Consider the following 12,069-nt stretch of genomic DNA (forward strand, 5'->3'; position numbering starts at 1 on the left):
CTGGATGGCAAAGTCGGGTCTGGGTGGCGGTATTGCTTACGAATGGCTGCTGGAGATCTTATCTGGACAGTGAAGCCGGAGAGATCTTAGTCGCACTCTTAAAGCGCGTCGCATCAAACTTGATTCATGCGACGCGCTTTAGTCCTTTGTTTTTATGCATGTCGTTATCCCGGAACCGCTGCACACTTCCGGGCGACATGCATTAGTTCCACTGGCATCGCAAAAGAAAAGCCGCCTGACATATGTTCAAGCGGCTTTCCCAATTCCAGTTCAGATCAGCGAACTTAGCTGAGCCTGCCTGCGGCGTGGGCGAGCATGGTGTAAACCTTGCCGGTATCCGAGGTGAGGTAGGACTGCGTCACCGTCCGGTTCGGGTCGGTGCGGGCAACATCGGCAAGCAGCTTTTCGAAGTCACCGATGTAGCGATCGACGGCGGTGCGGAATTCCGGTTCGCGGTCATATTTGCGCTTGATCTCGTCGAAGGTCTGCTGGCCCTTCAGCGTGTAGAGGCGACGGGTGAAGACGTCGCGCTCGCCGCGCTGGTAACGGCGCCAGAGATCGACCGAGGCGTCGTGGTCGATGGCCCGGGCAATGTCGACCGAGAGCGAGTTCAGCGATTCGACGACGTGGCGCGGATTGCGGCTGTCATTGCTGCGCGCGGCCGGTGCGGCGGTTTCCGCCGGCCGGGCCGGAGCGCGGGCAGACGCCTCGTCGGCGGCCTCCTCACGCGACGCGCCGCGCAGGAGATCGCTGATCCAGCCGCCGCTTTCCGGAGGAGCCGGCTCCTGGCGCCCTGTGTCCTGGCGAAGAGGCTGCGGGGCGGCGCGCTGCGGGGCGGCAGCGGGTGCTGTCGGCGCGATCGTTCCGCGCAGACCCGTCGCTTCGATCGGCGGGGGCGCTGCCGGCTGCGGCGCCTGGGCTGCGACCGGCTGACTTACGACCGGCTGACTTGCGACCGGCTGGGCGGCACGCGGGGCCGGCTGCGCCTGGGCGAGCGTGCGGGCGACGGGCTCGGAAATCTCAAGCTGCTGGCTCGAGCGGCCGACAAGCTGGGAGATATCCTGCAGCGCCTTGATCTGCTCGGCGACGGCCCGGCGCATGGCCGAGGCGCTTTCCTTGGCTTCCTCGGGAAGATCGAAGGCGCCGCGCTTCAGTTCGGCGCGTGTGGCGTCGAGCTCGTTGCGGATGTCGGCGGCGGAGCGGCGGATATCATCCGTGGCGCCGGAGAAGCGGCCGACGGCATCATCGATCGCCTCGCGCAACGCCTCCCGCATGTTCTGGGCGGCGCCGTCGGAGGCGCGGCCGGCTTCGCCGAGCATGCGCTCGACTTCCGACAGCGAGGCCGTCAGACCGCCGCGAATACGGTTGGAGAGATCGCCGGAGCGGCGCTCGACATTGGCGAAGGTGCCGTCGATCGTCGTATTGGCTTCGTCGCCGGCGCGGGTGATTGCCTCGCGCATCGTCTCGGCCGCTTCCTGGGCGCGCTTCTCGGTTTCGGTGAGAATGCGGCCGATATCGGCCAAGGAGGATTGCACGCCCTGGCGCAGATTGCCGGTCACCTGGCTTGAGCGTTGCTCTGCCCGCTCGAACACAGTCTCGATCATGCCGCCGAGGCCGAGCATGGTCTTTTCGATCTCGGCGGAGCGTTGGACGAGGCCGACGGAGAGCGTCTGCAGGGCGCTTTCGCGCTCCTCGAGCGTCGAGGCGAGATTGGACTGGGCGGCGCCGAGGAGCTGCGAGGCCTGAGTGAGGACCTTGGAGTGTTCGTCGAAGCGGCCGATGATGCCGCCGACCTGCGACAGCGTCTGGCCCGAGATGTCGGAGAGGCGGTCGACCTTGCCTTCGAGCAGCCTGGTCGAGGCCGAGACCATTTCGGCGGCCCTGTTGGCGGACTCGGCAAAACGCGTGGTGGTGTCGCCGAGACGGCCGTCGACGGTGGTCAGCTGCTCGGCGGCGCGGTTCATCATCATCGCCATCGCCGCGCTGCTTTCCGCCATGCGCTCGACGAGGCCATTGACGTTGCCGACCAGGCTGTTTTCGATGGCGCTGACGGCATTGGCGACATTTTCGGTACGGGCGGCAACGGCGCTGGCGAGCGCTTCGTTTTCGGCGCGCAGACGGTCGGCGCTGAGGTTGGCTGCGGCGGTGATGCGGGCGGCGGCCTGCTCGCCGGCGTCGGTATACCGGTCGATGATCGGACGGGCGGTTTCGTCGAGGATGCGCGTCAATTCGACCGAACGGCCCGACAGCATCGAGTTGAGGTCGCGGGTGCGTTCGTCGAGCGTCGAGCGGATCGAATTGCCGCGCGCTTCGAGCGCCCGGTCGATCTCGGAGAAGGTCGTATCGATCTCGCGAGCACGCTCCTCGAGATTGGAGCGGATAGCGCTGCTGCGGGCTTCGAGCGCCCGGTCGACATCCGCCATGGTGGCGGAAATCTCGCTTCCGGCCCCCGACAGCGTCAAGCGGATGGCGTCGCCGCGCGTTTCCAGAGACTGGCCGGCATCCGACAGCGCCTTGGAGATGGCATTGACCTGCGTGCCGACGATGGTTTCGGCCTCGGCGACCTTGTTGACGATTGCGTTGCCGGCTTCCGAGAAGGTCTGGGCGACGGCAGCGGCCTGGCTTGCCAGCCGGCTCTGGGCTTCAGCGACGCGAGTGACGATCTGCGACGAGCGTTCATCCATGGTGCGGGTGAATTCGTCGCTTTTCGCATTGAGATCCACAGCGAATTGCTGGCCGGTCTTGCCGAGCAGTTCGGTGGTCCTCGTTGCTTCGCCTTCCATTCCCTGGGCGGCTTCGGCAACCGCGCTGCGTAGCGTCGAGGCGAGGCCGACGGCCTTGCCTTCGATGGTGCGGTTGACGGCCTCGAGGCCGACGGTCAACGCGCGATCCATGGTGGAGAGGCGTTCCTCGATGCGTTCATTGCCGCGGTCAAGGGTTTCGCCAAGGCTCGCGGTGCGGCCGTCGATGGCGCCCGTCAGGGTCGTGGCGCGGCTGTCGAGCGTCTCGGCCAGGTTGGCGGTGCGGCTGTCGATCGCCTGGGTGAGGTTTGCGGCGCTGCCTTGGAGCGTTGCCGAGATGCGCTGAGTGGCGTCGTCGCTGAGCGTGCCGATACGGGATATGCCGTCGGCCAGCACGCCGGACAGGTGGCCGCTGGCGGCTTCAACCTTTTCGGCAACGCCGCCGACACCGTCACGGATGCGGGTCTCGATGGCCGCAAGACCGGCTTCCACACGCGATCCGGTTTCTTCGACCCGGCCAGTCAGGCTTTCGACCGATTGGTCGAGATGAGCGGAGAAGTTCTGGGTTGAGCTGGAAATCGCATTCGCCGCCTCCTGGAAGCGGCTGGCGATCTGGCCGGCGCCGGCATGCATGCGATCTTCCAATGTCTGGGCGCTGGCATCGATGGCCTGACGGATCGAGGCTTCACGGTCCTCCAGCGACATTTCGAGCATGCTGACGCTCGTTGCCACCGAGGTGCCGATGCTGGTCGCATGTTCGGTCAGCGTATCGTTGATCAGCGCATGGGCTTGGTTCAGCGACAGGTCGATGGCGTTGGCGCGATCCTCAAGCGTCGTGCGGATGCGCTCATGGGCAGAGGTGAGTCCGCCTTCGATGCGTGCGGCGGCCTCGTCGGCGAGGCCTCCGAGCCGAACATGGGCGTCGGTCAGGCGACCTTCGATGCGGCCGGTCAAGCCGCCGACGAGATCCTCGAAGCGGGCGCCGCCGGAATCGAGAACGCCGGAAAGGGCGGCACTATGCTCGGAGAGCGCATTTTCGAGCCTCTGCTGATTGTCGGTGTAGGCGGCGCGGATGGCATCGGTCTTGTCGGTGAAGGCGCCGGCGACGCGTGACTCGGCGCCGGAGACGGCCTCCATGATGGCGTTGCTGCGCGCTTCGAGCACACTGTCGAAGCGGCTCTGGTTGTCGTCGAGCGAAATGGCGAGCGCCATGGTCTTTTCGTCGAGCGTATCGGTGAGCCGGTCGTGAGTTGCCGTTACGGCACTGATGATTGCAGCGGTGCGGTGCCCCAAGGCTTCCTCGATGCGGGTCTGGCCCTCTTTCAGCGAGGTGGCAAGGGAGGCGGCCTTCTGGTCGAGCACACCGTTCAGGCCTTCATGCGTGCCGGAGACCGCATTGATAATTGCATCGGCGCCTGATGTCAGTGTCTCTTCGAGACGGCTCTGGCTCTCGTTCAGCGAAATGGCAAGCGCCATTGCCCGGTCGTCGAGTGTCTCGGACAGGCGGTCGTGGGTGGCGGAGACCGCAGTGAGGAAGGATTCCGAACGGCTCTCCAGCGTGTCCTGCAGGCGGTTCTGACCCTCGTTCAGGGAGGCGGCGAGCGCTGCCGACTTTTGGTCGAGGGTTTCGGAAAGACGGTCATGCGTGCCCGACACGGCCTTGAGGAAGGCTTCGGAGCGCGCTTCAAGCGTGTCTTCAATCCGCGACTGGCTCTCATTGAGCGAGATGGCGAGCGTCATCGCCTTCTCGTCCAGGGTTTCGGACAGACGATCATGCGTGCCGGAGACGGCGTTCAGCAGAGCTGCGGAGCGGGTTTCGAGCGTATCCGCAATACGGGTCTGGCCTTCGCTCAGCGCAGTGGCAAAAGCTGCCGCCTTGCCGTCCAGCGTTTCGGAGAGGCGCTCGTGAGTGCCGGAGACGGCGTTCAGCAGCGCCTCCGCACGCGTTCCAAGCGCACCCTCGATGCGGGCGCTGCGCTCGTCAAGCGAGGTTGTCAGGGCGGTTGCCTTGCTGTCCAGTGTTTCGGACAGGCGGTCATGTGTGCCGGAGACGGCGGTCAACAGGGCCGCGGAGCGGGTCTCGAGCGTATCCTCGATGCGGGCCTGGCTTTCGTTCAGGGAGATGGCGAGCGCCATGGCCTTTTCATCGAGCGTTTCGGAGAGGCGGTCATGCGTGCCGGATACGGCGCTCAGCAGCGTTTCGGAGCGGGTTTCGAGCGTATCCTCGATGCGGGCCTGGCTTTCGTTCAGAGAGATGGCGAGCGCCATCGCCTTTTCGTCGAGCGTCTCGGCAAGCCGGTCATGGGTGCTGGAGACGGCGTTGATGATGGCGTCGGAGCGGGTCGTCAGCGCTTCCTCGAAGCGGCCGTGATGTGTGGTGAGCGCCTCGACCAACGCGCCACCGCGTTCTGCCATGACACTGTCGATGCGGCCGTGGGCCGTGCCGAGCGCCTCACTGATTTCTGCCGCACGCGCCGCAAGCGCGCCGGTCAGTTCCTCGGCGCGGCCGCCGAAGGCAGCGGTCACCTGCTCGGTGCCGGCGGCAACGGCGGTCGTCAGATCGGTGGTGGTGGTGCGCAGCGTGTCGCGGAATTCGGCTGTCCGGGTCTGCAGATTGTTCTGCAGCTCGGAGGTGCCGGATGCAAGCGTCAGCGCGATTTCCGAGGTGGCGCTCTGCAGCGCCGAGGTCAGTTCGCCGGTCCGGCTGGTGAGTGCAGTGGTGATTTCATCCGCCCGGGTGCCGAGCGTGCTTTCCAGCACTTCGTGACTGGTGGCGAGTGTGGTGGCGAGCGCCAGCGACTGATCGGTCATCGACAAACCGAGCCGGTCGATGCCGGAACTCAGGATGCCGTCGATCGAATCCGAGCCGCCGGTCAGCGTCTCGTTGATGCGGGCGAGGCTCTCCATCAGCTTGGTGTCGAGCGAGCCGGTGCGTTTGTCGAAGGCGCTGGTGAATTCGGCGACTCGTTCGTCGAAGGCGGTCGACAGCTGGGCGACGGTCGTCTGCAGCCGTTCTTCGAAGAAGCCGGAGCGGACGTCGAGATCCATGACGGCATCGTCGGCGGTGGTCTGCAGGCTCTGGCGGAAGCTCGCGCCCTTTTCGTCGAGGGCGCTGTTCAGCTTCGACAGCACGTCGTCGAGCGTGCCGCCGATGGTGCGTTCGCCTGATTTCAGGCTCTCATTGATCTCGCGGGTGCGGGCGATCAGGATCTCGCTGAGCTGATGCGTGCGTTCGTTCAGCGCCGCATTCAGCTTCTCGGTGCTGCTGTCCATGGTCGAGGCGCGCGTCTCGAATTGGCTGAGCAACCTTTCGCCATGGTCGTTGAGATTGACGGAGAGCGCTTCGAGGCGGCTGTCGAATTCGGTGGCGAGCGCGAAACCCGATGCGTTCAGTGTCTGCAACAGGCTATCGGTCTTGGCGGCGAGCAGGCTGCCCATCGACTGCAGGGCGTTGTCCGATCGTTCCAAAATCGTCGCGGCGCGCGTGTCGATCAGCGAGGCGAAGGCTTCGCCCGATGTGGAGAGCCGCACCGCGATCTCTTCGGTCGCAAGCGACAGCTCTTCCTTCAACTGGTCGTGGACGCTGCCGATCGAGGTACGGATGCGGTCGGCGTGGTTGACGATTGCCTCGCGCTCGGAGCCGAGTTCGTGGACGAGACCACGGACGCGCAACTCATTGTCGGCATAGGAACGTTCAAGTGCATTGACTTCGGAATGGACGAGCGTTTCCAGCTCGGACGCACGCGCGATGGTGCGCTCGATGCCTTCATTCATCGCCGAGACCTCACGGCGGACGGCCTGGCCGACGGTCATGATGCGCTCGGAGGCGATGGTTTCGGGCTCCGCCAGGCGCAATGCCACCTCTGCCATGGAACGGGCGGCGTTGCGCATGTCCTGGGCGCGGGCGATCATGATGGCGAAAGCATAGAACATCATGACGGGAATGATGATGCCGACGAGGCCGGCGATGACGCCCGGCAGGGCGACGAGATCGGCGAGCGAACGGATCTGCCAGATCTGAGGCGCATAAAGCAGCGACATCAGGCCGAGCCCGCCCATGACCCAAAGCACCGAGAAGAGGGTGGCGGTGCGCACCGCTGAGCGGCTGGAGGCGCCGTCGAAGGATTTCAGTATCGAGGCGGGCGTATTGCGACTGGCATCGTTTGCGGGCGCGAAGGCCGGCCCCCGGGATGTCTGCTCGCCGGCGGCGGCGCGGCGGCTACGGCGCTGCGCTTCTTCCTGGGCCTGCTGGTTACGCGCGTTCACTGGATCAGACACATTAGCCTCCGGGGCTTCAGGCGCGTCGCCGCGGCGAGACGGCACGTTATCTTTGCCGAAGTCGATCTGGAGCGCCTCGTCCAATGCCTTGAACGCCTTGTCCTCAACCGACTCGTTATATTTGTTGTTCGCCATTGGTTACGCCTCGTTACTGTCGGCCGGTCTGGCAGCGCAATCCCGGGCTTCCGCCTCACCCGGGGAACAACTTTGCCGTTCCACCCTTCCATCCCAACGACGGACGGATTAAGCATGTCATTTCAGAGTAGATAGCCGCTTTTTCAAACGGAAGGTATCAAAACACTACCATTATCCACTCACTCGGCAAAGGCGCGTACCATAAACCCGCTCCACCAGTATCGTAGTGACACATCTGGGCTCCTCACACAATTAATGAAGGCTTGAGATTTGAGGCTCGTTAACCCGTTGTTAACATCTTTAAATCCGTAGCACCGCTTAAAAACCAATAATTTAGCGATATTTAACGGACGTTAACCATGTGGCGAGATTTCCGCCCTGAATGTGCCGGAATTTAACGTGATGGCCACCCTCCTGACGCAGAACTGTTGGAACTGCGCACGACACGAGACGGGAGAATTGGCAATGGCAGCTCAGATGGCAGCATTGAACATCGTATTCGAGGCGCCGGATAATGCAAAGGGACCCTGTCCCTCGAAGGTCCGGCCAATCGATCTGGTTCATCTCGCCAAGCAGACGATGGGCGACAAGACGTTGGAAATCGAAGTCCTTCAGATGTTTGCGCGCCAGGCTCGTGCATGTCTGCAGGATATTGCGAGCGGCGAAACCATCCGCGTCGGCGCGGCCGCGCACCGCCTGAAGGGCGCGGCAAGTTCGGTCGGCGCGTTCCGCGTGTCGCAGACGGCTGAGGCCGTCGAGGAAAACGGCGGCGATGCCGGTGCGACGGCAGCGCTCGGTGCAGCCGTCATCGACGCCGAGAATTTCATTCTGAAGCTCTGCCGCGGCTGATTTCTTTCTCTAGACCGTTCAAACAAGGACCCGTTGTTCCATTGCGGAACCACGGGTCTTTTTGCGACCTGTGGCATGACGCTTTGGAGACGGCGGGTGAAACCCCAATCTGCGAGGCTATAGTGAATTTCCCGATGTTGACTGACGCGTCGAATTGTCGGAAGAAAATCCGCCCATCATTTGAAGACCGGAAATAGTCCTGATGCCCAAACTTACCATCGTCGCCTTCGACGGCACGCGCTTCGACCTCGACGTCGACCAAGGCTCCACCGTGATGGAGAATGCCGTGCGCAATTCGGTGCCCGGCATCGAGGCCGAGTGCGGCGGCGCCTGTGCCTGCGCGACCTGTCATGTCTATGTCGACGAGGCGTGGACCGAACAGGTCGGTCAGCCGGAAGCGATGGAAGAGGATATGCTCGACTTCGCCTTCGATGTGCGCCCGACCTCGCGGCTGTCCTGTCAGATCCGCATGAAGTCTGTCTATGACGGTCTCGTGGTGCACGTGCCGGAACGCCAGGCTTAAGCGCGCTGCGCTTCAAACTTCGCCAGAATTCGTCCAGAAAAAAGACGCCTCGCGCGCTTGAGCGAGCGAGGCGAGGCGGGCGCATTACCTACGGATGAGGGAGGAACATCCGCGGCTTCGGAACGCGCCAGGAGAACCCAGCGATGAAAGTGCAGATGCCGTACCTGAACTTTCGAATGTGTTCATATTAACGCGTTCCGGTTGAGTCTGCCAGGATGAAAAATGACCATTAAATCACTGGGGAGGGTGCAAGTTTCGCACAAGTTTTGTTGTGCAGCTAAGGTTTTCCGCTCGCAACCAGACTAAAAAAGCCTTATTTTTCGCCGGCTCGGCCGTTGATTCGATTGTTCAGCAACCTCAGCATACGCTTCTGGAAATTGACCGCTTCGACCCGGTCGAATCGCGCCTGCTGCCGATCGTGCTCGTCTATACCGCGAGCTGATTCGCCAGTGACGAGTTCCTGCATGGCCTCGCAGCTGCGCTGCTGCGGCAGCGCGCGAATGGCGCGTTCCATGGCGCGGGCCTGATCGCGGGCGATTTCGGCATGGCGCTCCTCGTGGCGCTTGATATCGCTCGACAGGGCATCCCAGATCATCGACAGCTCCTTGCTGGCGCCCTTGCGGCTGCTCCAGCGCGGCAGGATGATCTGCGTGTGGACCGTGACCTTGACGCTGCCAACGCGGCAACGGCCGTTATCCTGGATATAGGTGGCTTCACCGCCAAAGCGGATCTTCGTTGCGCCGGGATGGCGCGCCGAGGAGCCGCTCGACGTCGGGCCGCGCCGGCTGAGTTCGCGGTCGAGCTCATCCGCGGTTTTGCCGCGGATGTCGAAATAGGAGTAGCTTTTCGATGCGATCACTTCTGCCGCCGCTGGGCTGCAGACGGAAAGAGCAATGGAAAAGGCGATAGGAAGGACCATATAACGCACTGCAAGCGGCATTCTGAACGCAACCCGTGTTGAAATCGACCGGAGCTTGGGGCATAGCCACCACAAGCGCAATATCGGATGGCGCTTTTTTCGTGATCAATGGGATAAGTCTGGTGACAGGGCTCGAAGGCAGTTTATGGCGTGTGGGCCATGGCCGGCAGATCGAACTCGGCCGTCGTTCTCTCATCATGGCGATCATCAACGTGACGCCGGACTCCTTTTCCGACGGCGGACGTTTTGAAACCGTCGAGGCGGCGGTCGAACACGCGCTGCGGGCAGTGAGCGAGGGGGCCGGGATTGTCGATATCGGCGGCGAATCGACCCGGCCGAACGCAGCATCCGTCAGCCCTTCCGAGGAGCAGGCGCGCGTGCTGCCCGTCATCGAGGCGCTACGCGGGCGCACTCAGGCGCTGATCTCGATCGATACCTATCGCGCCGAGACGGCGCGGCTGGCGGTCAGTGCCGGCGCCCATATCGTCAACGACGTCTTCGGGCTGCAGAAGGAGCCCGATATCGCCGACATCGCCGCGGCGACCGGGGCCGGGCTCTGCATCATGCATACCGGCCGCGACAGGGCGAAGCTTCCCGATGTGATCGCCGACCAGGTGCATTTTCTGAAACGGTCGCTTGCGATCGCCCAGGCCGCCGGCGTCAGCAGCGATCGCATCGTGCTCGATCCGGGCTTCGGCTTCGCCAAGGAGACGGCGGAGGAGAATCTCGAACTGATGGCGCGGTTTTCCGAACTTTCCCGCTTTGGCCTGCCGCTGCTCGCCGGCACGTCACGCAAGCGCTTCCTCGGCGCGGTGACGGGACGTGAGGCGCCGGACCGAGACGCGGCGACGGCTGTCACCAGCGCCCTGCTCAGACTTCAAGGCGCTGCGGTTTTTCGGGTGCACAATGTCGCAATCAACAGGGATGCGCTCGACATCGTCGATGCTATGCTGAATGCGCGCCAGGAATTCGAGAGGAAGCGGCCGACATGACCACCTACACGATCACGCTGCAGAACTGCGCCTTCTTTGCGCGCCACGGCGTGCATGACGAGGAGGAATTCCTCGGCCAGCGCTTCTTCGTCGATGCCGAGCTCGATGTCGTTGCCGGCGAGGCGCTGGAAAGCGATTCGATCAACGATACCGTCAATTACGGCATCGCCTTCACCGTGATCGAGCAGATCGTCACGGGCAAGCGGCGTTACCTGATCGAGGCCCTGGCGCTCGATATCGCCAAGGGGCTGTGCGAGACATTCCCGCAGGTCCGGCGGGCGAAGATCACGGTGCGCAAGCCGAACGCGCCGGTGCCCGGCGTGCTCGATTTCGTGCAGGTGAGCGTTGAGCACTTTGCCTGAGGCCGCATGGCAATCGGCCACACTCGGTCTCGGCGGCAATGTCGGCGATCCCGTCAAGGCGATGGCCGCCGCACTGCAGAGGCTGGACGAACGAGATGACTGCCGGGTGACGGCGGTCTCCCGGCTCTATCGCACGCCGCCCTGGGGCAAGACCGACCAATCCTTCTTCTTCAACGCCTGCGCCGCCGTCGAGACCCGATTGGAACCCGAGGCTTTGCTCGATGTCTGCCTGTCGATCGAACGGGAGATGAAACGCGAGCGCATCGAGCGCTGGGGTCCGCGCACGCTCGATATCGACGTGCTGACCTATGGCGACGTCATTCAGGAGGCGCCGCGGCTGGAACTGCCGCATCCGCGCATGACCGATCGCGGTTTCGTGCTGATGCCGCTCGCCGATATCGCGGCGGACATTTTCGTCAAGGGCAGGGCGATCAGCGATTGGCTGTCGGATGCTGATGTGGCGGGCATCGAAGTCGCCGATAACAGCCGCGACTGGTGGCTCAAAAGCTGAAGCGGAGATCCTGAAACGGAAAACGGCGGGAAACCCGCCGCTTCAGGAAAATCCACTATACGATTTATCTATTCGATAGAACCGACGGCCATCTCGTCGACCTGGCGGGTCAGTGTCAGACCGATGACCGGGATCATCTGGCTTTCGACCTTGACGGAAACGGTGACATTCATCGTCTTGTCGTCCCGCACCCGGGCGATCATCGCGCCGTTCAGCTTGGCGCGGTTGATGCCGACGACGACGGTATCCTCAGAAACGGCGCCGGAGACGACGTCAAGCCCCTTGCCGGCGGCGCCGTCGAGGAACTTGCCCTTGTAGGTCGAGCCCGACTGCGAGATGACGGCGGTCATCGGTTGCTTGAAGACGCCGACGCGGCAGGTGCCGTCGAGCTTGATGCCGGCGCCACTGTCGCCAGTCGGCTCACCGATCAGATTGCAGGTGAATTTGGTGCCCTTGTACTTGCCGGCAACGATTTCGCCCGGGCCCTTCCAGGAGCCGGTGACGGAATCGAAGAAGGCCTTGTCACGGGTTGCAGCGGTGGCTGCCGGAGCGACATCTGCGACGGGAGACAGTGCCGCGGCGGCCAGACCGCATATAATAAGAAGCTTGCGCGAATACATGGATTTTCCTTGGCAAACACCACTCACGAACTGGCTGCAAGTTTTGCCGAAGAATGGTTAATCCTTCCTTTCAATCATGTCGAAATGCGATGCGGCACAGGGCTTTCGCGCGGCTGTAATTTCAGCATACCGCCATTAT

8 protein-coding genes are annotated in these 12,069 nt (G+C 63.2%); 5 read left to right on the top strand and 3 right to left on the bottom strand.

Annotated features, from left to right (window positions below):
* Positions 1-284 precede the first annotated feature (284 nt).
* Positions 285-7,154 (bottom strand): hypothetical protein, encoded by a 6,870-nt coding sequence (locus tag HJB82_RS26365; RefSeq protein ID WP_221141947.1) that lies wholly within the window; start codon positions 7,152-7,154, stop codon positions 285-287.
* A gap of 465 nt (positions 7,155-7,619) precedes the next feature.
* Between HJB82_RS26365 and HJB82_RS26370 the strand changes: the two genes are divergently transcribed.
* Positions 7,620-8,003: an Hpt domain-containing protein gene (locus HJB82_RS26370; protein WP_007629359.1), complete on the top strand. Its 384-nt coding sequence runs from the start codon at positions 7,620-7,622 to the stop codon at positions 8,001-8,003.
* Between the two features lie 202 nt (positions 8,004-8,205).
* The gene (locus tag HJB82_RS26375; protein ID WP_207580664.1) at positions 8,206-8,526 is read left to right on the top strand and encodes a 2Fe-2S iron-sulfur cluster-binding protein; all 321 of its coding nucleotides are present in this window, start codon (positions 8,206-8,208) and stop codon (positions 8,524-8,526) included.
* A gap of 313 nt (positions 8,527-8,839) precedes the next feature.
* On the opposite strand, the gene HJB82_RS26380 is transcribed toward HJB82_RS26375, so the two are convergent.
* A complete protein-coding gene (locus HJB82_RS26380; protein ID WP_207580663.1) occupies positions 8,840-9,466 on the bottom strand; it encodes a DUF922 domain-containing Zn-dependent protease in 627 nt (208 codons plus the stop codon).
* 101 nt (positions 9,467-9,567) lie between these two features.
* On the opposite strand from HJB82_RS26380, the gene folP reads away from it, so the two are divergent.
* The 3 genes from folP to folK are packed head-to-tail and all read left to right on the top strand — an operon-like array spanning position 9,568 to position 11,310.
* Complete coding sequence (gene folP / locus HJB82_RS26385; protein ID WP_207580662.1) at positions 9,568-10,437, top strand: dihydropteroate synthase; 870 nt, start codon at positions 9,568-9,570, stop codon at positions 10,435-10,437.
* A complete protein-coding gene (folB, locus tag HJB82_RS26390) occupies positions 10,434-10,799 on the top strand; it encodes a dihydroneopterin aldolase (RefSeq protein ID WP_003579602.1) in 366 nt (121 codons plus the stop codon). The genes folP and folB overlap by 4 nt, the downstream gene beginning before the upstream one ends.
* Complete coding sequence (folK, locus tag HJB82_RS26395; RefSeq protein WP_207584317.1) at positions 10,792-11,310, top strand: 2-amino-4-hydroxy-6-hydroxymethyldihydropteridine diphosphokinase; 519 nt, start codon at positions 10,792-10,794, stop codon at positions 11,308-11,310. Before folB ends, folK begins: the two co-directional genes overlap by 8 nt.
* Before the next feature lie 68 nt (positions 11,311-11,378).
* Here the strand turns inward: folK and HJB82_RS26400 are convergent, their stop codons facing one another.
* Positions 11,379-11,930 (bottom strand): hypothetical protein, encoded by a 552-nt coding sequence (locus HJB82_RS26400; RefSeq protein ID WP_207580661.1) that lies wholly within the window; start codon positions 11,928-11,930, stop codon positions 11,379-11,381.
* Between the last annotated feature and the right edge of the window lie 139 nt (positions 11,931-12,069).

The organism is Rhizobium sp. NZLR10, from assembly GCF_019685125.1.
Taxonomy (GTDB): domain Bacteria; phylum Pseudomonadota; class Alphaproteobacteria; order Rhizobiales; family Rhizobiaceae; genus Rhizobium.

Excerpts from the sequence above, each read along its gene's own strand:
- HJB82_RS26375 (WP_207580664.1), top strand. The coding sequence starts at position 8,206 with ATGCCCAAACTTACCATCGTCGCCTTCGACGGCACGCGCTTCGACCTC.
- folB (WP_003579602.1), top strand. The coding sequence starts at position 10,434 with ATGACCACCTACACGATCACGCTGCAGAACTGCGCCTTCTTTGCGCGC.
- HJB82_RS26365 (WP_221141947.1), bottom strand. The coding sequence starts at position 7,154 with ATGGCGAACAACAAATATAACGAGTCGGTTGAGGACAAGGCGTTCAAG.
- HJB82_RS26370 (WP_007629359.1), top strand. The coding sequence starts at position 7,620 with ATGGCAGCTCAGATGGCAGCATTGAACATCGTATTCGAGGCGCCGGAT.
- HJB82_RS26400 (WP_207580661.1), bottom strand. The coding sequence starts at position 11,930 with ATGTATTCGCGCAAGCTTCTTATTATATGCGGTCTGGCCGCCGCGGCA.
- HJB82_RS26380 (WP_207580663.1), bottom strand. The coding sequence starts at position 9,466 with ATGCCGCTTGCAGTGCGTTATATGGTCCTTCCTATCGCCTTTTCCATT.